The organism is Natrinema gari JCM 14663 (assembly GCF_000337175.1).
Taxonomy (GTDB): Archaea; Halobacteriota; Halobacteria; order Halobacteriales; family Natrialbaceae; genus Natrinema; species Natrinema gari.
In genome coordinates, this window is the sequence record NZ_AOIJ01000062.1 from 1 (window position 1) to 23,258 (window position 23,258).

Consider the following 23,258-nt stretch of genomic DNA (forward strand, 5'->3'; position numbering starts at 1 on the left):
AGATGTGTATAAGAGACAGGCCCTCTACGAGGTCGTCCAGGCGCTCGTCGAGGACGGCGACGAAGTCGTCCTGCTGGACCCCGCGTGGGTCTCCTACGAGGCGATGGTCAAGATGGCCGGCGGCGACCTCACCCGCGTCGACCTCTCCGAGACCGACTTCCAACTCGAGCCTGCGCTCGATGCCCTCGCGGCCGCCGTCTCCGACGAGACCGAACTGCTGGTCGTCAACTCGCCGTCGAACCCCACCGGCGCGGTTTACTCCGACGCCGCACTCGAGGGCGTTCGCGATCTCGCCGTCGAACACGACATCACCGTCATCTCCGACGAGATCTACAAGGAGATCACCTACGGCGTCGAGCCGACGAGTCTCGGCACGCTCGAGGGGATGGCCGACCGTACCGTCACCGTCAACGGCTTCTCGAAGGCCTATTCGATGACCGGCTGGCGGCTCGGCTACTTCGCCGGCCCCGAGGACTTGGTCGACCAGGCCGGCAAACTCCACAGCCACTCCGTCTCCTCGGCCGTGAACTTCGTCCAACACGCCGGTCTCGAGGCCCTCGAGACCGAAGACGCCGTCACCGAAATGGTCGCGGCCTTCGAAGAACGCCGGGACCTCGTCGTCGACCTGCTCGCCGAACACGATGTCGACGTGGCTGTCCCTGATGGCGCGTTCTACATGATGCTCCCAGTGGCCGAGGACGACCAGGCCTGGTGCGAGGGCGCGATCGAGGACGCCCACGTCGCGACGGTCCCCGGCAGCGCGTTCGGCACCCCCGGCTACGCGCGGATCTCCTACGCCGCGAGCGAGGAGCGACTCGAGGAGGGGATCGAGCGGCTGGCCGCGGAAGGCTACCTGTAAGGACAGCACCGAGGCGATCCACGGGCGAACATGACGGACCGAACGAGGTGCCGATGGAACGGGATGATCTGACGGACGTGGACACCGCGATTCTCGACGAGCTTCGGGGCGGCCGAGCCACCAAATGCACTCGTCGATTGGACCGGCTACTCGAGAAACAGCGTCTACAACCGACTCGAAGTGCTCGAGGCTGCCGGACACATATCGTGTGTCCACGACGGAACGCGCCTCTTCGAACTGCGAGACGACCCTCGCGACGAGTAGCGTTCTCGGCTCGGATCGAAGCTGACATCGGTGATCGGAAACACACCACCACCTCACGACGAAAAGTAACACTATTGTGCGGTGGCGACCTATCCGGTAGGTGAACCGAGCAGTCCCGTGGTGTAGTGGCCAATCATATGGGCCTTTGGAGCCCATGACGGCGGTTCGAATCCGCCCGGGACTATTCTGCGACGAACGAACGTGAGGAGCGAATAGTCCACCGGATTCGACACCCAGAGGACTTCTGTTTCTACATGAAGTGATTTTCGGCATCTCGAGCAAGGCCTTATTCCGCGGGTGATCTGCCGACCCACGGAGCGCGTTGATCTCGTCCTCGGTCAGCGTCTTGTCCGCGTCAACCTCGCGGTCCGTGACCGCGCCGGTCTCGATATCTTCCGCCCGGTCACGGCCGTGAGCCCGCTCGTCCGCAGGAGCACGAGATCTGTTTCGCCGGCCGCGGCGACGAATTCGTTGTCCCCGCGCTCACTGACGGGAAGTTCCAGCATTTCCTCATAGAACGCCCACGCTGGCTCGAGAGATTTGGCCTTGTGCACCAACCAGGAGAGCCCTGTGAGCATCGGGCAGGTTACTCGAGGCAGGAGCAAAGAATCGTGGGCGATCGGTGACCGGCCCAGACGATTCGACGGTTGGACGAACATTCGATTGATGCACGCGAAACGATAGATAAGACCGTAATCTACCTACACTTGTCCATGAGATCCCCACTTCCGACGAACAGACTCGTTTCGCTGACGCTCGCCGGCGCGGTGGTAACTGCGTTCGTCGCGCTCGCGCTGGCAGCCCCCGGACTCGGGCTCGGCGTCGATTCGCTGACCGACGACGAGAACCCGACGGTCGCGAGCGATGCACCGACGCCGAACGAGGACTTCACACCGGCGGTCGGGACGCAAGGCGGCGGTGAACACGAGGACGACGAGTACGAAGAACACGAGGAGTACGAGGACGAATACGAGGAATATGAAGAGGACGAATACGGGGAACACGAAGAGGAGGACGACTAGCGATGAGCTTGGCGGACTCCCTTACTGCCGCCCGCACGCGACTCGGTGATGCCAGACTGGAGTTTCGGTGCTGCGATACCGACTTCGTGGTTCGGACGACGGGCTACCATGCCAACGCCGCAGCCGAGCGCGCCCGCGATACCGCGCTGTCACTCGAGGCCGAACTCAACGCGTTCGATCCGGAAAGCGCAGTTGCGCATCTCAATCGGACCGGACGCATCGAGAACGAACACGTCGCTCGCTTGGTCCGGCGCGGTCTCGAGTACGGCGAGCGCACCGACGGCGTCTTCGACATCCGGCAGGGGGCGGTTGAACACGACCTGAAGGCATACCTCCGCGGCGACCGAGAATCCGTTTCGCCAGCGTTTGAAACCGGGTCGGTACGCATCGACGGCGACCTCGTTGTCACTGAGACGGAACTCGACTTAAACGGTCTTGCGAAGGGGTACATCGTCGACCGTGCGACCGCCGCAGCAGCGGGGTCGGGCCGACGTGGCTTCGTCAGCGGCGGTGGCGATATGTCGCCGCCGACCGGCCCGATCGCCGTCGAGAACCCCTACGGGGATTCGCGTCCGCTCAAAATTCTCGACACCGACTGGAACGTCGCCACCTCCGGGGGCTATCGCCGGGAGCGCGACGGTGTCGACCACGTCTACGATCCGACGACGGAGCGACTCGGTGCGCGACATGAGTCGGTCACCGTCGTCGCACAGCGCGACTGCATGGAGGCCGACGCGCTCGCGACGACGCTCGCCGCACTGCCGCTCTCGGACGCGCTCGAGCGCGCAGCAGCGTGGCCGGACCTCGAGGCGTTCGTGATTCATGACGGCGTCTTTCGGACGACGGAGGGATTCGATGCGCACGTCGCATAGCGGGAAGATCACGGTCATCGCGGTCGTGCTACTTGTCGCCACGATTCCGGTGTTGTGGGGGATCGCTGACGTTCGCAAGACGCAGGCGGTCGACCGCGAGCAGGCGGACCTCGTCGACTCGACGGTGCCGACGAGACAGGCACCGAACGATTACGACGGCGACGGGATTCGTGACGACACGGACCAGTGCCCGACGCGATCGGAGACGACGAACGGCTTTCAGGACGGCGACGGCTGTCCGGACGTCGTCGAGACAACGGGGGCCTCGTAATGGAGGTCATTTGGTATCTCGACCGTGGTGCGGCGCTGGTCGCTTACCCCGCGCTGTATCTGGCGGTCTTGACGGGGATTCTCTACACCGCGCGGTCGTTCGGCCCGCTCTACCGGCTCTCTCGCCGGGTCCACATCGAAGTGTCGGTGTTTGCGATGCTCATGACGCTCCTCCACGGCGTCCTCGGTGTCCTCGATACCTGGTTCATCGTCTCCGGGTCGGCCCCCCAGCCCGCATACTCGACAACGTACCTGCTCGCTGGTGTCGTGGTCGGCGTCGGGGCGCTGCAGGTGCTCGTCGTCGCGGTCCGTGGCTTTCTCGACGCACAGCGGTTCGACCGGCCCTGGGGACCGCGGGTCGTCCATGCATTCGCCTACGGTGGCTTCGTGTTCGCGACGATCCACGCAGTCGTCATCGGGACCGATGTCGCGGGGCTGATCCGTCCAGTCTTCGGCCCGGCGATCGCGTTCCTCGGCTACGTCCTGCTGTTGCGCCTGCTGGTGGCCAGCGGGCAGCTGTCGACGCCCGCGACGACGAAGCATAGCTAGTAGCTGTCCCACAGGTCGAACAGCCGGTCGACAACTCGATCCGTAAATGTTCGCCGGTGGATCGTGTAGAGATACTGCACGCGCTCTGGATCGTGCAGTTCGTATTCGACGCTGCGCCCGTTCCGCTCCTTGGTCACGAGATCCGCGTCCTCGAGTTTCGAGAGGTGCCACGACACCGTCGACGGCGACCGATCGAGGCGATCGCTCAGGTCGGCGGTCGACAGCGCTCCTTCGACGGCGAGGTGGGCGATGATCCGGCGGGCGTACTCGCGTCGCAGCGCGTTCATCACGGCCTGATCAGCCTCGTCGAACTCCGTTGCCGGATAGTACCGAGTGTACTTCCCGTCGTCCGACTTCTCGAGCAACCCTTGGGTTTCCAGCTGGCGGAGGGGGTACTGCAGTGTTCCCTGCGCATACTCGAGAGCCTCGAAGAGAGCCCGAAAGTGGATCCCGGGATTGTCGCGGACGTGCTGATAGATCGTCCGCCGCGACCGCAGTTCCAGCGCCGGGTCCGCGTCGGGGTCGGGGTCCGTCATGGTCAGTCCCAAGTCAACGCGAGGAAGAACGCGAGCAGTCCCACGAGGATGAGTGCCGCCGCGCTGTGCTCGAGCAACTCGACGGTCCGCACGGAGAAATACGAGAAGAGGTAGTACTCGAGGAAGACGACGAACCCGTAGATCGCGAACATGAGATAGCCGACGGCGACAACAGCCATGCGACGGTCGCGTTCCCGTCGCCATGCCAGCGCGCTGAGCAGTGCGAGCACCGCGCCAAGGAGAAAAATCCCGAGGCTGATACTCTGCTCGAGTTGCTGGGCGAGCGTCAGTGCAATGACCATCGTGACGAATTCCGGGACGAGCACTGCCATTCGGTACGACTCGGCAGTGGTATTGGGAAAGAAAAAGGATTGTCGTCCAAGCGTCGAATCGGCAGCCGGTCTGGTCCCGACGTCGGGTTGGCAGGCGCTAAATGGTCATCGAGACGATTTCCCGACTCAACGGAGTTACGGCGCTGCAAGATGCAAAGCTCGGACTGGCAGCCCCGCCCGGGACTACTTCTGCTGCGAACAAATTCGTGAGCAGCAGGTCTCCTCGGCGGTTCGAACCTAGAGGACTTCTGTTTCTACATGAAGCGATTTTCGGCATCTCGAGCAAGACCTTGTTCCGCGGGTGATCGGTCGACCCACGGAGCGCGTGGATCTCGACGCGGTCATCGACGAAGTCCAGGCCGAACTCGCGGTCCGGGGTTCGCGCCGATCTCGATGTCTTCCGCCCAGTCACGGCCGTGGTATGGGAAGAACTTCCGGAACGCCTTCCGGTAGTTCCGGAGGGGGGTCCTTCGCTATTTCGCGCTCGTGCTTGTATTCGAACAGCAGCGCCTCGATGTCTTTGCGCTCCATGTCGACCAGCGGCGTATCTGCACGCTCGGCACTGAGTCGGAGATCGGAGCAGTTGTTGACGGTCGTACTGGCGGCGAGATTCCGCTGGGTGTCCCGGTAGGGAATGAGTTCCTTGCTCACCTTTCGATCGCAGTCGTCGATGTCTGCCTCCTCGAGTTTCTGCAGTTGGTACTCGAACTGGTTGTTGAAATTGTGAATATCACTTACGCTTGTCGTTCATGTCGAAAATACACACTTCGGCAACGCGTTGTGTCTGATCTCCGCCCCTCGTGAAAGAATCAACAGCAGTGGTTGATAAAAGGGTTAGGAGAATCACCTCTATTGAAATCTATACTACGACCGGTTCTCCTCGAAACAGGTGTTAACTACAGATGCGAACTTAACGCTGATACTCTCCCATCTACCGGTGATGTTGACGGAGTCGTGCTGAAGACAGAGCGCGAATGTGGCACGGGCTGATGAGTGATCACCGTGGAAGATCGAACGCCCAGTACAGGGCAAGCAGCTAGCGATCTATCCGAAATATGCCGACAGTTGGCTGCAGAAATAGAGGGCGTATTTGTTCTCATCGAACTACTGAAGCAGCTGCACCGAACCTGTTGAGAAAGCCAGATTCGACGAAGGAATAAAACGAGTGAGGCAGTTCCTCGGACGTAAGCGATGAGCAGTCGGGGAGGCCATGAACTGAAACAGCGAGCGAGTGAAGGGAGTGGGACATCGGATTCGGTCCGGAAGACGAGAAGAGTCAGTTTGATCCGCGTGCTTACTACTCATTTCGGTAACACAAACGCACGCTACCAACAGAGTCATACATGTCTGTTCGGGAGTGTAGGGTGTCAGAGCCTTATTCCCGAGTCTCAACATCGCCTGAATCCATCTATGTCCTCAGTAATTGGCATCGTCAGTGTTGCGCTCGTTGCATCGCTTTTTATGTCATTCACTGTCGGGGCGAACAGTAACTCCGCCCCGATCGCGCCCGCCGTTGGGGCGAACGCGCTCTCCACCTTACGAGGGGCGTTACTGGTCGGGATCGTTGCCGCCCTCGGGGCTATCGCACAAGGTGGCAGCATCTCTGAGACCATCGGCCATGGACTGGTGACCGGCGTGACGATTACCCCGCTGGCCGCTACTGCGACGCTGCTCACGGCAGCGACACTCATCACCATCGGGAATTCCCGTGGCTACCCAATCCCCTCAGCATTCACCGTCACCGGTGCCGCGATCGGTGCCGGTGTCGCTCTCGGCGGCGGCTTTGCGGTCGTGACGTACGCCAAGATTCTGGGGTTCTGGTTCGCTATCCCCGTCGTTGAGGGCGTCCTCGCGTACGGTCTCGCGTGGCTGTTGCTGGACGAGACGGTCTCGGACACGCTGAGTATTCCACTCCTCGCCGGCGGTGTCGGCTATGCACTCGCCAACATCCAGCTATCGTTTCTCCCGGCCCCACAGAGCAACCAAGGGTCGATCGCGGGCGTCGTCACGCGTCAATTCAACGTCGCATCAATAGGGGGTGGCGGGGCTGGAATCGTCCTCATCGGGGGTGTAATCGGACTTCTCACCGCTGGCATAGTCTACTGGCAACTCCGGCGTGACGTGACGACCGGGATCAACCGGATGCTGGTCGCACTCGCCCTCGTCGTCGTATTCACCAGCGGGGGTTCGCAAGTCGGACTCGCCACCGGGCCACTGGAATCCGTCTTCGAATCGTCGCTCGGTCTGCCCTCACTATACTTGCTCGCGCTCGGCGGACTCGGCATTCTCTTCGGTGGCTGGTTCCGGTCGCCGCGTCTCATTCAGGCAGTGGCCCGTGAGTACGCCTCGCTCGGGCCCAAACGATCGATCGCCGCGTTCATCCCCGCGTTTCTCATCGCGCAGGCCGCGATCGTTCTCGGCTATCCCATCTCGTTCAACAAGGTGATGATCTCGAGCATCATCGGAGCCGGGCTGGTCGGCGGGTCGTCAAGTTCGGACGGGGTGTCCGCCACGAAGACGGGATACACGGTCGGGGCGTGGATCGTCTCAATGGTCGGCGGTGGCGCGATCAGTTTCGCACTCTACCACGTGCTTGCTGCCCTCCCGGGACTGGAATGATCAGACGTTCTGGAGTGTGACGAGATCTTCGGTCGCTGCGGTCTGCTTCATTTCTGTCCACGCCTCAAAATCGGTCGTCCGCGCTACGAACGCATCCCGTTTGTCTGTTGAGAGCCGTTGAACACCCCCGATCGTATCGTCGTCACACGGGCAGGCCGTACAGAACTCGGCCACTGAGTTGAACTGTGTGTGGCGGCGAATGAACGTCTCCGAGGCGACCCGCTCACGGGACTCGGAAACCCATGATTCCAGTGTGAGTGCCTGTTTGATTGCTGTTCTAAGACTAGTATGCAGCGAATCGGGGGTCTTGACTCTGGAGTCAAGAACCATATTATCGTGTTCGTGTCTCAAGCCCCGTAAGCCCAGTGACGAGGCAACTTTGAGACCGTCTTACTGTAGCAACTCCGTAATCAGTACAGTCTTTTCGCAAGCAGGCCAGATAGGCCCATTGATTGCCGTTTTGAGCTCAGACTTTTCCCAATCTAACAGTTCCTCTTCGATCAACTCAGTGTCTGTCAGTATTGGTGTGACCGATCCAGGGCAAGTATTCAGCAGAGAACATTGCAGCGACCAACCCGTGAGCTGCAAATATCCCCGCGGTTCGAATCTACCCGGGACTGCAGTCACTAGAAGTGCTATTTTGTTCTCGGCGAGACGGACCCCATTCGATCGTCGCGCCCCCGGCCACAGTCCACTGGCGGCCCGAGCGTCCGTGCACTCGGCTACTCCGCCTCGAGTCCCCTGTCCACCACCAACGAGTGGTCGACATCGGTATCGGTCCCGAACCGATCGAGGGACGGTGAGGAATCGGGGCTCGGTCGACGGCTGGCTGATCGCGCGAGACGGGTCGGCCGTGCTTCGCCGGCGACTACGCTGACGTGGCGGGAGCCGCAACCGGGTGACGACACCGACCGCCGTCCCGAGAGCGGGCGTCTCGAGGGCCGCGCGGCCACTGCGCGAAACGGGACGAAACCACCACTGTGCCCGTTCTAACAACTCCATAATAATCAGTTCGCTATCAGATTTTGTCGCTATGGTTGGCCCACGCGGTATCGGAGGACCGGGCGGTGAAGAGATCACGGCCGCACGCGCGCTCTCCGTCGGTCGCGCCGTCGCGTCCGACGGCTCCGATCGCGTCGTCGTCGGCCGCAACGCTCGAGCGACCGGAGCGGTACTGGCCGATGCGGTGACTGCCGGTCTTCGAGAGTGTGGTGCGGACGTTCTCGCGGTCGGCGTCGCACCGACGCCGACGATCGCGCGAACCGTCTCGCGAACGGACGCGGAGGCGGGGATCGTCGTCACGGCGGCTCACGACCCGACACCGGACGATGAGCTCATGCTCCGGACGGCATCCGGAAAGGCGGTCGGCCCCGAGCAGCGGGCTGCGATCGCCGCTCGAGTCGAACGCGGCAAGTACGATCTCCACCCCCAGGACGGCAGGGGGTCGACGGAGACGGTGGCGGACGCGAGCGAACGGCACGCGACGGAACTGGTCGAGGCCGTCTCGGTGACTGACCCACCGAGCGTCGTTGTCGATGTCGGGGACGGGGCCGGCGAGATCACGGCGCGCGTGCTCTCGGCGCTCGGTTGTGACGTCGGGACGCTGCACGGACGGCGGAAGGAGGCCGTTCCCGGGTGGCCGGGCGAGCCGGCCGGAGAGACGCTCGGAGCGCTGTCGTCGCTCGTGGAAGCGACGGACGCGCGGCTCGGGATCGCCCACGACGGCGACGCCGATCGGATGCTGGCCGTCGACGAGACGGGGGCCGTCGTCCCGCGGAACGCGCTGCTGGCGCTGTTCGCGCGGGTGACTGCGACCAACGGTGACATCGTCGTTGCGCCGGTCGGGACGAGCATGGCCGTCGACGACGCGCTCGCGACCGTCGGCGCGACGGTGCGTCGAACGCGGGTCGGCGACACGTTCGTCGCCGACTGCACGACGTGGCCGGACGTCGCCTTCGGCGGCGACCCGAGCGGGGCGTGGATCTGGCCGGACGAGACGCCGTCTCCCGACGGGCCACTTGCCGCGTGCAAACTCGTCGAACTCGTCGCCGATCGCGGGCCGCTCTCGTCGCTCGCCGCGGCCATCGAAACGTACCCCAGCCGCCGCGCGTCGGTCGCGGTCGAGGAGCAAACCGCCGTGATGAACCAGGTTCGAGAGTGTGCCCACGAGTGGTACGACGATGTCGACACGCTCGGTGGTGTCTACGTCGATACCGGTCCCGGCTGGCTGTTCCTGCGTGCGAGCGATACCGAGTCGGCGATCCATCTCACGGTCGAGGCACGAGACGAGTTTCGAGCCGAGCGACTGGAAGCCGACGCGATCGGACTCCTCGAAACGGCGATCGCGACGGTGTCGGGACTTCGACCGTGAGCGGTGGCCCGACGACCATTCGTCTCTCGTTTGACCCGCCACGAGCCCGCGCAGTCGAACCGGACACCCGCTGGCTCGAGGCCGCGAGGCCGGCGCCCCCAGTACCCGACGGAACGCGACGCTCGGGACCCGCTGGTGGCCTTAACGGAGCGATAATGAAGTGGTCCGTCATCCTCGCCGGGTCTAGAGACGTGGTGCAACGAACGACACCGCTGTCGTGGCACGTCGACAGCGGTCGAACGGGAACGCGGGTTACGAAACGACAACTACAACGATGACTCGGAAGTTTGTCCGTGACGACGCGACATCGACCGGGGGTACCGAGAGCGAATCGGACGGGCTGGACACGCTCCTCATCGGCATCGATGCGGGGTGTCTGCCGGTCTTCGAGCGGCTCTTCGAGGCGGATCGGATTCCGACTATCGAGCGGCTCTGTTCGACAGGCGTAACCGCCCCGCTCGAGTCACAGATGCCGCCGTGGACGCCGAGCGCCTGGCCGTCGCTCTACACCGGCGTCAATCCCGGCAAGCACGGCGCGGTCGGTTTCGTCGGGTACGATGGCTACGACTGGCACGTGACGAGCAACGACGATGTCCGCGCAAAGCCACTGTGGACGCTGTTGGACCGCCACGACCGCTCGAGCGTCGTCGTCAACGCCCCGGTCACCCATCCGCCCGACGAGTTCGACGGGGCAGTGATACCCGGCTTTCTCGGCCCTGAGCAACCGCCGTGTCACCCCGAAGGGCTTCTCGACGACGTCCGCGACGCGATCGGGGAGTACCGCATCTATCCGAACTATACGCGCGACGACGATTCCCTCTCCGACCGCGAGAAGATCGCGGAGTACCGGGAACTCGTCCGGCTGCGCGGCGAGGCGTTTCGGTATCTCGCCGCCGAGTTCGAGCCGGACTTCGGCTTCGTCCAGTTCCAGAAGACGGACACGGTCTTCCACGAGTTCAGCGGCGAGCAACGACACGTCGATCGCGTCTACGAGGCGACTGACGAACAGATCGGAGAGATCCTCGCGGCCTGCGATCCGGACCGCGTCTTCCTGGTGAGCGACCACGGCATGGGCGAGTACGAGGGCTACGAGTTCCGGGTCAACGAGTACCTCCGGGACATGGGCTTTCTCGAGACGACGACCGGCGGCAAGGGTATGCCGTCGTGGACGCCGATGCGGAGACGCCTCCGCGAGGGCGAGGCATACGACACGTGGGAGCCCGGTCCGATCGCACGCGCGGCGTCGGTCGCCGCGCGGTTCGGCGTCACCGCGCGACGAATACGGGCCGTCCTCGAGCGGGTCGGGCTGGCCGACCTCGCGGTCGAGTACGCGCCGAGCGGCGTCTCCCGGACGGCGAACGAACAGGTCGACTTCGCCGAGTCCGAAGCGTACGTCCGTGCGCGAACCGAACTCGGCGTTCGGCTCAATCTCGAGGGGCGAGAGCCAATGGGCGTCGTTCCCCCCGACGAGTACGAGGAACGCCGCGAGGAACTCATGCGGGCGCTACAGGCGGTCGAAACGCCCGACGGCGAGCCGTTCTTCGAGACGGTCGCGCCCCGCGAGCAGTACTTCCACGGCGAGCACGTCGAGGAGACGGTCGATATCGTCACGATCCCGACCGACTTCGACCACATGCTCTCCGAACAGGTGGGTGACGGCGACTACTTCGGCCCGGCCGAACCCTGGAACCACAAGCTCCAGGGCGTCTTCGTCGCGGCAGGCGAGGGGATCGACGAGGACACCACGCTCGAGCGGGCACACCTCTTCGATGTCGCGCCGACGATCATGGCCACGATGGGGGTCCCCTACAGCGACCGGATGGACGGCAGCGTCGTGCCCGTCGTCGATCCGATCGACCCGATGGCCTACCCCGCATACGAGGCGGGAAACGGCGAGCGTCGACCGGCGACCGACGAGGCCGTCACCGATCGGCTGGCCGATCTCGGGTACATGAACTGACTCGCCGAATCGCAGGTCGCGGCTGCGTTCGCGCCGTTGCAATCCGCTTACCCGCGGTATAAGTATAGGCCACCGGACCCGACGACCGAGTACGACATCGATCTCGCAATGGGATTTATCGCAGCAGTCCACCTCGCTCACGACGAACTGCCGTTGGTTCCGACGATCGCGCGCTGTGCGGACGCGACGCTTAGATACGAGTACGGGGCGACGACCGGGAAGCACTGTTTCCGGGTCGTGTCGGCCTTCGGCGACGAGCGTGCGGCCCTCGAGAGCGCGATGGCCGCCGATCCGACCGTCTCGAACCCGACTCGCGTCGCGACGTTCGAGAACCGAGCGGTCTACCGCGTCGCCGTCGACAGCGACCTCGAGATCGTTCCCGACCGGTGCATCGAGGACGGGCTGTTCGTCTTTACGGTCACGAGCGACGACGGGGGATGGCTCGCACGGGTCCACCTTCCCGATCGGGGCGCGCTGGCCGCATTCCGGACGCACTGTCGCGACCGCGGCATCTCGTTTCGCGTGACTCAATTGTACGACTCGTCGGCGACCGACGACCGGACCTACTCCCTGACCGAACGACAGCACGAAATTCTCACGATGGCGTACTACGCCGGCTACTTCGAGGTGCCGCGGCGAGCTACCCAGGACGATCTTGCGGCCCGGCTCGGGATCTCGGATTCGGCGGTTTCCCAGCGAATTCGGCGCGCCGTCTCCGAACTGATCGCGACGACCTTGGAGAACGATCGCACGCCCGACGGGTACGGATGAGCACGGCCGGCCCGCGGTCGCTCGTGGGTTGCTCGAGCCCTCGCCGGGACTGGCGCTTCTCGGGCAGCTGCGCCCGAGTCGCAGGCGTTTAACCAGGGTTTAAACACCGAACCGGAAACGGTGAAAACTCGGCACGATCGCGACCGAACTCGCCATTTGAGATTCATGCAACTGTTCCGAGACGCGAAATCGTGACGGGCATCTCGAAACCGTCGTTCCGTCGGTCGATCTTAAAGGCTTGCTATCCGAATCCGTAGATACTGGGCCCTAGACTCACTCACAACGAAGTGATTCTCAATGTCGGAACGACGTAGTCTGCAGCGCCCGGATGGGGACAGTGCTGGCCGGTCTCGGCCGGATAGGGAGGGGGATCGGCGGCCATCTCTCGACGACTCGATATCGCAGAGGCGGTCACGACGGTCGTTTCTGGGAGGGGCCGTGACAGCGTGTCTCGCCGGGATCGGGCTGACCACGACCGCCAGCGCAGCCACGGACCCGTACGGGTACTACTACGACGACTACGAAACCGTCGTCGACGTCACCGAGGCGGGCGCGGACGACACCGGTACCGAATCGATCACGCCCGTACTCGAAGACCTCCGCCGTGACGAGACGCTGCTCGTGTTCCCTGAAGGGGAGTATTACATGGACGAACAGTTCCGGTTCACGGGCTTCGATAACTTCGGCGTCGTCGGCGAGAACGCGACGCTGATCCCGGCGAACTACCACGAGTTCGACGGCCCACAGTATCGACTGTTCCGGCTCGGCGTCGCGTACAGTCCCGGGGGGCATCTCCGCTTCGAGGGGTTCGACATCGATCAGACGGCCCCCGAGACGGGGATCAGGGCGATCGAGGCCTACGCCGCCGACCGGCTCGAGGTGCGCGACGTGACGATCACCGGCTATCACGACAGCGGGACGTGGGGGCCGGGACTGTTCAACGTCACCGACCCAGACGGGCGAGGCATCGTCGAACGGTTCCGCGCGCCCGACGGCGGCGCGTGGGTAAACAACACGCCGAACGCGGGCAACCGCTGGCGCGGCCCGATCGGCATCGAAGCGAACGAGAACCGAGGGCGACTCGAGTTCAGACACTGCGCGCTCGGTGGCTTTCCGAACAACGGTCTCTATGCCGCGGGCGGCGACGGGACGATCATCGTCCACGGGGGGATCTACCGGAACAGCAACGGTGCAAACGTTCGCGTCGGCGGCCGAGACAGCGAGATTCGCTGGCCGACGGTCGAAGTCGACACGACGCGACTGGAGGACGTATCCCAGCGCGGCATTCGGATCGAGAACGGCCGTAACATCGAAATCTACGGTGCCGCCGTCGAGATCACCGCTCCCAAACCGACCAGCCACGCAATTTCGGTGATGAACACCTGCGACAGCGCACGAATCGATACGACTCGCATCCAGTTGCAGGGGCCGGAGGTAAACCACGGGATCGTCATCTCGCCGGAGTGTGGCGAGGCGACGATCATCGACACGGAGATCACCCACGCAACCGGGGGCGGCTACCCGCTCTGGATTCGGGACAGCGACAGTGCCGGACAGGTGCTCGCGGAGCACCTCACGATTTCGGGACGTGCGGGCGATGGCGGCGGGTTCCGGGACGGCATTCGCTGTGAACGGGACGACTGCCGGTTCAGTCATGTCGATGTCACACAGCACGGACGCGACGGCGTGGATCGAAACGCCATCGTCAACACGGGCGCTGATCTGACCGTCTACCGGAGCGAACTGCGGGCCAATCAGTATCCATACATCGATCTCGGGTCCGGCGCGCTCGTTCGCGACTCGACGCTCGAGTCGTCGGCCGACCATGAGGCCGTCTGCCTCTACTCGTCGTCGACGAATCCGACCTTCAAGAAAAACCGGCTGGTCGGCGGTATTCGCGACCTCGGCGCGAGCGGCGTGACGACCTGGGAGAACACGTACGAGTAGTCGCGATTCGCGCCCGCGCCCGACTCGATGTCGCGTTCAGGGTCGTTTACCTCCCGTATAATAAGGCTTCGCTGTCGCCCCGGTACTGCTACAGTGAGTCCGTCGGATCGCGACCGGTCGGCGGCGAACGGGGCTGTCGATCGTCGACTCGAACGTGTGGGGGCGAACCCGTGAACAGAAGTATTGCGAGCGGCGTCGTCTCCGTCGTCAGTGCGAAAATCGTCGTCCTCGTCGTCACCGCGCTTTCAACGCCGCTGCTCTACCGGTTCCTCGGGGCGTCGGCGTTCGGCGAGTACGCGTTTCTGCTGTCCGTCTTCGCGATCTACATGATCTTCGTCAGCTCCGGGGTCACCGACGGCGTCCGAAAGTTCCTCGCGGAGGACCGCGCCGCGGCGAACTGGAGCGAACACGTCGTCGGCTTCTACTTCCGGCTGGCGGTCTCCCTCTCGGCTATCGGGGCCCTCCTGCTGGTCCTCGCGACCCGGGCCGGAATCGTCGCCCTCGCGTTCGGAGCCGAGCTCACGACGTACTTCTACGTCCTCGCGGCGCTCGTGATTTCGGCGCAGTTTCGCGATTACGCGCGGAAGACGCTCATGGGATTCGGCCTCGAGCGGTACTCGGAACCGCTCAAGGTCCTCGACAAACTCGGCTTCGTCGCGGTCGCGATCCCGCTGACCTACGTCGGCGTCGGCGTGATGGGGGCGCTTGCGGGCCACGTGTTCGCGAGCGGTCTCGTCGCCGCGGTCGGACTCGTCCTCGTCCATCGACGCGTCTCGCTGTCGTGCGTGTTCACCAGGACGTCGGCGCGGTTTCCCCGGAAGGAGATGTTCGCGTTCAACTCGATGAGTATCGCGTTGATCTTCCTGCTGATGTCGCTCTACCACATCGATGTCGTGATGCTCCACCGGTTCCGGACGGACGCGGCGGTCGGTAACTATCGGGCGGCGCTGACGCTCGCCGAGTTCCTCTGGTTCGTCCCGATGGCGATTCAGACGGTCTTCGTCCACTCGACGTCGGAGCTGTGGTCGCAGAACCGCTACGGGAAGATCTCCGCGCTCGCCTCGCGGACGACGCGCTATACGTTTCTGCTGACGGGCGTGATGGCGGTCGGGCTCGCGGCGCTGGCGGATGTCGCCGTCCCGATCTACTTCGGTGCCGAGGCCGAGCCGGCGATCACGCCCCTGTTGCTGTTGCTCCCCGGCGCGCTCGGCTTCGCCCTCGCGCGACCGATTCTCGCGATTTCGCAGGGGGAAGGGACGCTCCGGTACCCGGTCGCGGCCACCGGCGGCGCGGCGCTGCTCAATCTGGGACTCAACCTCGCCCTCATTCCGCGCTACGGGATGCAAGGTGCAGCCGTCGCGACCAGCGTCGGATACGGGTCGATGTTCGTCTGCCACTGCTGGAGCGCTCGACGCGTCGGGTTCGATCCGCTCGCGGACGCCCGGATCGGTCGCGCAGTTCTGACGACCGTTCTCGCGGCCGTTCCCATCATCGCCCTCTCGATGGCGATCGCGAACCCGTGGCTCGCGCTCGCTGTCGTCCCGCCCATCGGATTCGCAATCTTCGTCACGTTCGCGCTCCTGGTCGGTGCGCTGGACCCGGCCGAACCGTTCGAGATCCTGTCGGTGTTTCCGGACCCGATCGGATCGACGGCGGACGCGATTCACGATCGGATCGCGGGCGGCGGGAGCGACGACGCGACGCGTAACTGGTTGCAACTCCTCCTGTTCGTCGTCGGCCTGTCCCTGCTCGTCTCGGGGCTCGCACTGGGCATACTCGATCCCGGCGTGTGAGTGGCGGTCCTCGAGCGAGTCGCGCTCACGCTCGTGCCACCATCGGGACCCAGGGCGAAGAGACAGATCGACGCGGCCGACCCGGACGGACCGGAATCCCCGTCGCTTATCGAACCTGGGTCTCGAGCGGTTCGCTCTCCGCCATGTCGAAGACCATCGCGAGCAGGAGGACCCCGATTCCCGCGACGAACAACAGCAGGCTCGTCGCGACCCGGAGGGCCGGAACCCCGCTGCTCGAGAGCACAGCGCCCAGCGATGTCCCGGCACCGAGAACGGCGGTCGCGGCCGTCGCGGCCCCGAACAGGTAGAGCAACGCGAGCGGGTGGAAGTCGAGGACGAGGTACTTGGTTCGCAACCGCCACAGGAAGTCGCGCAGCAACAGCAGTGACACCTTCGGGACGTATCGGGAGTAGGTGATGCTCGACTCTTCGTCGCCGTAGACGGCCGGCATCGCCACGTCGGCGACGCGCATCCCGTGGACGTTCAGCTTGACCAGCAGATCGTTACAGTAGCCGTAATACTCGTAGAGGGCCGGCACGTCGATCGCCGCGAGCGCGTCGTGTGAGATCGCCGTATACCCGTTTTGGGGGTCCATCGTCTTCCAGTAGCCGGACGCGATCTTCGTCAGGACGGTCAGGGTCGCGTTGCCGACGAGCCGAAACCGCGGCATGGCCGCCCGGTACTCTCGTGACAGGAGTCGGTTGCCCTTCGCGTACTCGGCGTCGCCCGCGACGATCGGATCGAGGAGCCGCTGCATCTGCGAGAGGTCCATCTGGCCGTCCGCGTCGACGGTGACCGTCGCGTCCACGCCGTCCGCGAGCGCGGCGAGATAGCCGGTCTTGATCGCGCCGCCAGCACCACGATTCTCGCGGTGCTCGATCGGGACGACCCGACCGATGGCGTCGCCGACCGTCGCCCGGTTTGCCAGTGCGGACGCGCCGCCGTCGGCCGCGAGCCGTTCGCCGGCCTCGTCGACACGTCCCGCGTTCTCGAGCGCGTCCTCCCGGGCGGCCTCGCGGATCTCCGCGCCGGTCCCGTCCGTCGACCGATCGTCGATCACGTACATCCGGTCGACGTACGCGGGCATCTCACGGATCACGTCGCCGACGAACCCTTCCTCGTTGTAGGCGGGTATCACGACGCCGACGCTCGCGCCTCGGTACATCAGTGGTCCCCTCCGCCATCGTGGTCGCTGGCGTCGATCGTCGCCGTCCAGCCGTCGCGGGTCTCGACGCGATCGCTCGGTTCGAACGCGTCGGCCGATGCGACCGCGACTACGACCGGTCGTCGGTTTCGATTCGTCATCGACCGCGTCGACGCGCCGTTCGCTCTTGCTTATACGGCCGTTAGCGCGGTCATCGCCGAGCTGGCCACCGAACTCGCGACTGCGGCGATGTCACCGGTCGATGACGCGATCGGGTGCTGCGGCCTCCGACGCTTAGCCGGGCGATAATAAACCCGGCCGGGCCGGAAGTGCCGCCATGACTCGCGTCAGCGTCATCATCCCGACGTACAACAGAGCGGCGACGCTTCCGCGCGCGATCGACAGCGCGCTCGAGCAAACGGTCGACGACCTCGAGGTGGTCGTCGTCGACGACGGCTCGACCGACGACACCGAGGCGGTGCTGGCCGCGTACGAGGACCCGCGGGTTCGGCCGGTGGTCCACGCGACCAATCAGGGTGCAAACGTCGCCCGGAACACGGGCCTCGAGTACGCACGCGGGGAGTACGTGGCCTTCCTGGACTCCGACGACGAGTGGCTCCCCGAGAAGCTCGAGCGCCAACTCGCGGTTCTCGAGGAGCGCTCGAGCGACTGGGTCGGTGCCTACTGTGACTCGGCGTACGACCTGTCCGGCGCGAGCGGCCGGCTCCGGTCGGCCGCCGCGGCCGTCCTCGCTCGCGGGGCCGACGAGCCGACGCGGGAGGGGAACGAGGATCTGATCGGCGAAATACTCGCGGACAATGTCCAACCGGGAGCCGGCTCGACGCTGCTCGTCCGGACCGCGGTCGCCAGGGCCGCCGGCGGCTTCGACCCGGACCTCGACCGGTTTCAGGACCCGGAGTTCTGTCTGCGCGTACTCGAACACGGGAAACTCGCCTACGTCGACGCGGTGCTCGTCCGCCGCGAGGAGACCGGTCACCCGTCGGCGGCCGTCGTCGCGAACGCGAGCGAGCAGTACCGCTCGGCGTACGAAGCCGAGATCGATCGCTTCGAGGACGCGGGGTACGATATCCGCTCGAGTCACGAACTCGTCCTCGCGAAGCGGTACTTCGCGGAGGGACGGTTCCTCCGCGGCGCGTGGCACGTCCGCGCGGCCACCGTCTCGCCGCGGGCGTATCCCGGCGTCTGTTGGGCCGCCGGGATGGGCGTTCGGCGGCGCTCGAGGCCGATCGCCGCGGCGCTGGCCGTCCTCCTCGTCGTGACCCCGCTCTGTCGGCGTGTCCGATCCCGGTGAAGACACCGGTTGGACGCTGATCCGGAACGATCGGAGGGTCGAGTCCACCGGTGCGGATCGTGACGGGGGCTGTGGCCGAAAATCAGCGGTCGTTCGTTCGCAGCCGCCAGAGGTCGTCGAAGGTGATGACCTCGACGTCGGCACTGTCGATGTGCTCGAGCAACGCCTCGTAGTCGTCCGTGGGCATCGTATTGTCGGCCTCGAACGTGTGGAAGTTCAGGATCGTACACTGGTTGTGCCGGGCGGCGAGATCGACACACCGTTTCGAAATCCCGAGGTCGTGGCCGATCGTCCGCGGCAACACCAACGGGTCGAAGCCGTAGACGCTCGTCGTATTGACGTTCCCGGCCTGGTTGAAGCCGCCGCAGTAGTGGTAATCGCTCGTCCGCTCGAGGCTCGTCTTGTCGAAACTGTTGTGCGGATGGACGATGTAGTTCGCTCCCTCGAAGCCGTTGTCGATATACCACCGTTTGTCGTTCCTGAGCCGTTCGTCGAGCGCGCCTTCGTCGTCGAGTTCGTGAATCGGATCGTGCGTCCCGTGGACGACGATCTGGTCGCCGGCGTCCTGGCGCTCCTGAAGTTCCGAGAGCGACATGACCCCGTCCCGGCTCTGTTCGACCCACCGCGGGACCGGCGCTTGGACCGCCGGAAACCCGTACTCGTCGTGGAGCGGCGCGGCCGTCTCGTAGTAGTCACGCATCCCGTCGTCCCAGCTCAGCATGACGTACCCCTGCTCGGGCGTCCCGTGAGCCCGCAGATCGTCGACCCAGAGTTCGGCTTCCGGCATGGAGTGGAGCACCCGAATCTCGAGCCGATCAAGATAGTCCAGCGACGGCTCGACGTCGTCCTGCTGGAAGACGCCGGGGCTCGTCCGAAACCAGCCGACATCGGGCGCACGATACCTGATCTCCCGGAGCGAGTACACCTTCTCGCTGCCGAACTGATCGACGAGACGCAGGTTGACCGCGATGCTTTGTGGCGTCGTCGTCCGGATCGCGACGGAGAGATCCGTCTCCGTCAGGTCCTCACCCTCGAGACTCCGCTCCGCGACGATGTTCTCGCTGCCGTTGGACTGGAGCTTGAAACTTTGTTCGCCGTCGAACACCACGTCCGTGTCCGCGTCGCCCGATCCCTGGCTGACGGTCCAGCGGTCGAGATCGGCGAAGTCATCGAGCGACTCGCCCGGCTTACGGTACCGGTCTCGGCTGTCGAATGCGGTTTCGAGCGGCGGCACCCCGTCCGTGAGCCCCGGCGTGGGGCCGTCCGAACCGCTCGGGGTATCGGCCGCTGAATCGCCGCCGACCTCGTCGGACGCCGACTTGATCCGATCCGCACAGCCGGCCATACCGGCGATCCCGGTCGCACCCGACAGTGCGAGGAACCGACGTCGCGTCGCGCGTTTCCGTGACATTGACGCTCCGAAGCTACCGACAGCGATCCCATTATTATGGATCCGATAGGCCGTCGCGACGATCGTCCGAGCGGTGCCGAATCCGTCGGCTCGGGGCTTAACCGTCGCATAGTAATTGAGTGCTCGATCGGAGGAAATCCACGGCGGCGTCCGGCACCGACGAGCGGTCGGCGCTCACCACGGGTCGCCGTCCGTGAGGCTGTCTTCGACGATGAACAGGGAACTTTTCGGTGTATTCGGCGGTATCGACGCGTTCGAGCGACTCAGGTCCAGCGACGACTTCGATGAGGTACTTGCCGGGCCGACGCTGACGGTCGGCATCAGGGATTCCGACCTCGGCACACCCGGGTGGAGCGCCGCGTACACCGGCGACGAGGGGTGCTGTCTCGTCTGGGGCGAGGCGTACGTCCCCGGCGACGACTCCAACGCCGCGCGGTGGCTCCTCGAGCGCTACGCGGCGGACGGACAGGAGGCGCTGACGGCCCTCAACGGATCGTATCTGGCCGTGGTCGACGCCGAGTCGAGCGGCGATGCGTTCGTCGCTACTGATCCCGTTCGGTCCCGGGAGTGTTTCTATACCGACGATCCGGGAACCCGCGTCTTCGGCACCGACGCTGCCGCGATCGGCCGCACGATCGCGGAGCCGACGCTCTCCCGGGATGGCGTCCTGGAGTTCCTCCATCTCGGGGTGATCCTCGGCGAGCAGACGGCCGTCACGGAACTCCGTCGGCTCCCGATCGACAGCCGGCTCATGCCCGCGTCGGTCGAGCCGTTCGATCGATTCGTCTACGATCCGCAGCCTCCTGAGGCGTTCGACCCGGTCGACGAACTCGCCGAGCGACTCGAGCGGGCGCTCCGACGGCGGTCGGGGCTCCCAGGCCGAGCAGGTGTGCTCCTCTCGGCGGGCTATGACTCGCGAATCATCCTCTCGCGAGTCGACGCGATCGCCCGCAGTTACACGGTGGGCTCGCTCGAGGCACAGGAGGTCCGCGGCGCGCGATCGGTCGCCGCCCAGTACGGTACGAGCCACACTGCGTTCCCGCCGGACGAGCGCTATCTCCGGCCCGACGAGTCGAAGGTGCGCTACTCACAGGGGATCAAAGAGTCCCTGCACATCCACCACGCCGGCTACACGGACGACATCGCTGTCGACACGATGTATCACGGCCTCCTCTGTGATACGTTCTTCCGTGGCCATTTCACGGCCTCGGAGACCGTCGACGTCCTCGACAAACGCGTTCCAACCGGGCGGCTCGATCCGGACCCGGCTCCCGTCGAGACGCTCCTCGAGAAGGTCGGTTACAGCCGCGACGCCAGCCGTGCGCTCGCCGAGCGCACGTCGTTCGACGCGGATCCGGACGCGTTCGTCAGGGACGCTCTCGCCGACGAGTTCGCGGCGAGACGGGATCGCGCGGGGACGGTTCAGAACGCACTCACCTGCTGTGGCATCGCGAATCAGCCGTCGATGCCGTTCCATACGCACCTGTCCGATCACTTCGTGACCTCGTTTCTGGCCGCGGACCGCGACCTGATCGACTGGCACCTCATGACGCCGCCGGCAGACCGAACGACGGACACGTTCCTCCGTGCGTGTACCCGGATCGACGACGACATCCTGCGACACCGCCCGCCCGACCGCCCGCACGATTCGACGCTGCTCAACGAGGTCGAAGGCTTCGTTCGCCGGAAGACGCCGTTTCTCTCGTCGTTCGAACCGCCGTGGCCGGACCGCGAGGCGCTCTTCGAGCGCGACGACCTCGATCGGCGGCTGTTGGGCGACCTCGAGCACGTCCATCGCCTGCCAGCCAGGTACAAACTCAGGCTCACCGACCTGCGCGGGTGGCTCGAGTGCTGGGACTCACAGGCCCGACTCCAGCCGTGGCTGCGACCGCCGGAACGGACGGTCGCTAACACGTTCGGGTAGTCGGCGACTCGGACGAGCGATGATGCGGGTGTCGTCCGCGAAAGCCGCTCTCCGTGGCATTTATTCCGTTCACAGGCGTAAACCGTGAGAAGCCTTATATACCATGGTGTTTAAGCGCGGAATATGCGTCTGACGCCGCCGTGGTTGCGCTCTTCGTCCGATTCCGACGAAGCGTCTCCTGGGGGATCCGATACGAGCTCCGGACTGACGATGGTCTACGACCCGGGGCAGGACAGTGCGGTGGAACCGGACGCCGAGTCTCGAGCCGCGGCGTTCGTTCCGGACTCCGATGATGCCCTCGTGGCTCTCCTCGACGAGATGCAGACGCCCGCGACCGTCGACGAAGTCACCGACGCGCTGATCGACCCGGCCCATCCGCCGATCGAGACGTGGGCACTCGTCCACGAGCGACTGCATCGGGACCGTCTGCCGGCACTCGACGCGTCGGGGGCCATCGAGTTCGACGAAACGCAGGGCCTGATCGAGTGGCCCGCCGCTCGAACGGGCAAGGAGCGACGCTTCTCGCCGGCCGTGCTCGCAACGATTTCGATCGGATTGTTGCTCGTCTTTCTCACGCTCGTCTCGGTATCCGTCTTGATTTCGTAACGGACGGCTTCGCGTGCCGATGTCTCCGCGTCGGTGGACAGCCGCGGCGGCCGTCACTCGACGAGTCGTCTGATCGTCAGCACGGTAAAGAGCGCGAGGATGAGCGCGCTCAGACCGATCCCCGAGAGCAACGAGGTAAACGGCAATTCCATTACTGCACCGAGAAGGATGGCGTAGGAGACGACCGTCGCGCCGATATAGTAATCGTCCCACTGCGGGTTCTCGGCCTGCTCCTCGTCCGCCGACTCCGCGGTCGACTCCCCCTCGAGGTACTTGTCGACGCGATCGGCGGGGGGTTTTCGCTCGACGATCCCGCGGTTTTGCTGGTACTCGATCAGGCCCGCATCGTCGAGCTTGGAGAGATGTGACTGATAGAGGGGGATATAGACGCGCTGGCGCTGTGTCGAGGTGAGGTCTTCGACGGTGGTTTCGTGCTCCCACGCCGCGACCTGTTCTGCGACATCGCGCATGCGTACGGGCCCTTCGGTGCCCCTGAGATACCGGAGAACCATCCGACGGCGTTCGTTCTGCAGGAGATGAAAGAGTTCGTCCTTCGAAAACGCAGGCTCCTCGGAGCGGCAATCGGCGTCCTCATCCGCGCCCTGATCGTCGTCGATCACATCCGCCTCGTCCTTCTCTTCGGAGCTGATATGTTTCGCTTTCATTGCGCCAATCCTCCCTATTCAGAAGTGGGTA

At 64.7% G+C, this 23,258-nt stretch carries 22 protein-coding genes and 1 tRNA gene; 15 read left to right on the top strand and 8 right to left on the bottom strand.

Going from position 1 to position 23,258, the window contains the following annotated elements; genetic code table 11:
- The 6 genes from C486_RS15355 to C486_RS15390 all read left to right on the top strand — a co-directional run.
- Positions 1–859: pyridoxal phosphate-dependent aminotransferase (locus tag C486_RS15355; protein WP_008457695.1), on the top strand; the 859-nt coding region annotated here is incomplete at its 5' end.
- Positions 860–1,234: 375 nt separating this feature from the next.
- Positions 1,235–1,307: transfer RNA gene (locus C486_RS15365), tRNA-Gln, on the top strand.
- A gap of 529 nt (positions 1,308–1,836) precedes the next feature.
- Positions 1,837–2,145: a hypothetical protein gene (locus tag C486_RS15375; RefSeq protein ID WP_008457700.1), complete on the top strand. Its 309-nt coding sequence runs from the start codon at positions 1,837–1,839 to the stop codon at positions 2,143–2,145.
- 2 nt (positions 2,146–2,147) lie between these two features.
- Positions 2,148–3,017 carry an FAD:protein FMN transferase gene (locus C486_RS15380; protein WP_008457702.1) on the top strand — a complete coding sequence of 290 codons (870 nt, stop codon included), beginning with the start codon at positions 2,148–2,150 and terminating at the stop codon, positions 3,015–3,017.
- Positions 3,001–3,288 (top strand): thrombospondin type 3 repeat-containing protein, encoded by a 288-nt coding sequence (locus C486_RS15385; protein WP_008457703.1) that lies wholly within the window; start codon positions 3,001–3,003, stop codon positions 3,286–3,288. Before C486_RS15380 ends, C486_RS15385 begins: the two co-directional genes overlap by 17 nt.
- Positions 3,288–3,836: a hypothetical protein gene (locus C486_RS15390; RefSeq protein WP_008457706.1), complete on the top strand. Its 549-nt coding sequence runs from the start codon at positions 3,288–3,290 to the stop codon at positions 3,834–3,836. The genes C486_RS15385 and C486_RS15390 overlap by 1 nt, the downstream gene beginning before the upstream one ends.
- On the opposite strand, the gene C486_RS15395 is transcribed toward C486_RS15390, so the two are convergent.
- From C486_RS15395 to C486_RS15405, 3 genes are all read right to left on the bottom strand, one after another.
- A complete protein-coding gene (locus C486_RS15395) occupies positions 3,833–4,372 on the bottom strand; it encodes a winged helix-turn-helix transcriptional regulator (RefSeq protein WP_008457707.1) in 540 nt (179 codons plus the stop codon). The genes C486_RS15390 and C486_RS15395 overlap by 4 nt on opposite strands.
- Before the next feature lie 2 nt (positions 4,373–4,374).
- Positions 4,375–4,704, bottom strand: coding sequence for a hypothetical protein (locus C486_RS15400; protein ID WP_008457709.1), 330 nt, complete (start codon positions 4,702–4,704; stop codon positions 4,375–4,377).
- Between the two features lie 408 nt (positions 4,705–5,112).
- Positions 5,113–5,355, bottom strand: a complete 243-nt coding sequence (locus tag C486_RS15405) for a hypothetical protein (RefSeq protein WP_008457711.1) — start codon at positions 5,353–5,355, stop codon at positions 5,113–5,115.
- A 759-nt stretch (positions 5,356–6,114) separates the two neighbouring features.
- On the opposite strand from C486_RS15405, the gene C486_RS15410 reads away from it, so the two are divergent.
- Positions 6,115–7,323 carry an inorganic phosphate transporter gene (locus C486_RS15410; protein WP_049910615.1) on the top strand — a complete coding sequence of 403 codons (1,209 nt, stop codon included), beginning with the start codon at positions 6,115–6,117 and terminating at the stop codon, positions 7,321–7,323.
- Here the strand turns inward: C486_RS15410 and C486_RS21100 are convergent, their stop codons facing one another.
- A complete protein-coding gene (locus C486_RS21100; RefSeq protein WP_152419182.1) occupies positions 7,324–7,653 on the bottom strand; it encodes a hypothetical protein in 330 nt (109 codons plus the stop codon).
- Positions 7,654–8,356: 703 nt separating this feature from the next.
- On the opposite strand from C486_RS21100, the gene C486_RS15415 reads away from it, so the two are divergent.
- From C486_RS15415 to C486_RS15435, 5 genes are all read left to right on the top strand, one after another.
- Positions 8,357–9,694: a phosphoglucosamine mutase gene (locus C486_RS15415; RefSeq protein WP_008457715.1), complete on the top strand. Its 1,338-nt coding sequence runs from the start codon at positions 8,357–8,359 to the stop codon at positions 9,692–9,694.
- A gap of 274 nt (positions 9,695–9,968) precedes the next feature.
- A complete protein-coding gene (locus C486_RS15420; RefSeq protein ID WP_008457717.1) occupies positions 9,969–11,654 on the top strand; it encodes an alkaline phosphatase family protein in 1,686 nt (561 codons plus the stop codon).
- Positions 11,655–11,762: 108 nt separating this feature from the next.
- On the top strand, positions 11,763–12,425 hold the full coding sequence (locus C486_RS15425; RefSeq protein ID WP_008457719.1) for a helix-turn-helix domain-containing protein: 663 nt from the start codon (positions 11,763–11,765) through the stop codon (positions 12,423–12,425).
- 438 nt (positions 12,426–12,863) lie between these two features.
- The gene (locus tag C486_RS15430) at positions 12,864–14,372 is read left to right on the top strand and encodes a hypothetical protein (RefSeq protein ID WP_008457721.1); all 1,509 of its coding nucleotides are present in this window, start codon (positions 12,864–12,866) and stop codon (positions 14,370–14,372) included.
- 170 nt (positions 14,373–14,542) lie between these two features.
- Positions 14,543–16,165 carry an oligosaccharide flippase family protein gene (locus tag C486_RS15435; protein WP_008457723.1) on the top strand — a complete coding sequence of 541 codons (1,623 nt, stop codon included), beginning with the start codon at positions 14,543–14,545 and terminating at the stop codon, positions 16,163–16,165.
- A 106-nt stretch (positions 16,166–16,271) separates the two neighbouring features.
- Here C486_RS15435 and C486_RS15440 read toward each other — a convergent pair whose 3' ends face one another.
- Entirely contained in the window at positions 16,272–17,330 is a 1,059-nt protein-coding gene (locus tag C486_RS15440) for a glycosyltransferase family 2 protein (protein WP_008457725.1), read from the bottom strand.
- Positions 17,330–17,470 (bottom strand): hypothetical protein, encoded by a 141-nt coding sequence (locus C486_RS21790; protein ID WP_008457727.1) that lies wholly within the window; start codon positions 17,468–17,470, stop codon positions 17,330–17,332. The genes C486_RS15440 and C486_RS21790 overlap by 1 nt, the downstream gene beginning before the upstream one ends.
- Before the next feature lie 176 nt (positions 17,471–17,646).
- On the opposite strand from C486_RS21790, the gene C486_RS15445 reads away from it, so the two are divergent.
- Positions 17,647–18,621: a glycosyltransferase family 2 protein gene (locus tag C486_RS15445; RefSeq protein WP_008457729.1), complete on the top strand. Its 975-nt coding sequence runs from the start codon at positions 17,647–17,649 to the stop codon at positions 18,619–18,621.
- 82 nt (positions 18,622–18,703) lie between these two features.
- Here the strand turns inward: C486_RS15445 and C486_RS15450 are convergent, their stop codons facing one another.
- The gene (locus C486_RS15450) at positions 18,704–20,032 is read right to left on the bottom strand and encodes a polysaccharide deacetylase family protein (protein WP_008457731.1); all 1,329 of its coding nucleotides are present in this window, start codon (positions 20,030–20,032) and stop codon (positions 18,704–18,706) included.
- 211 nt (positions 20,033–20,243) lie between these two features.
- Between C486_RS15450 and C486_RS15455 the strand changes: the two genes are divergently transcribed.
- Entirely contained in the window at positions 20,244–21,956 is a 1,713-nt protein-coding gene (locus C486_RS15455; protein ID WP_008457732.1) for an asparagine synthase-related protein, read from the top strand.
- A gap of 210 nt (positions 21,957–22,166) precedes the next feature.
- On the top strand, positions 22,167–22,562 hold the full coding sequence (locus tag C486_RS15460; RefSeq protein ID WP_008457734.1) for a hypothetical protein: 396 nt from the start codon (positions 22,167–22,169) through the stop codon (positions 22,560–22,562).
- 53 nt (positions 22,563–22,615) lie between these two features.
- On the opposite strand, the gene C486_RS15465 is transcribed toward C486_RS15460, so the two are convergent.
- Positions 22,616–23,227, bottom strand: coding sequence for a DUF7344 domain-containing protein (locus tag C486_RS15465; protein ID WP_008457736.1), 612 nt, complete (start codon positions 23,225–23,227; stop codon positions 22,616–22,618).
- Positions 23,228–23,258: the final 31 nt, after the last annotated feature.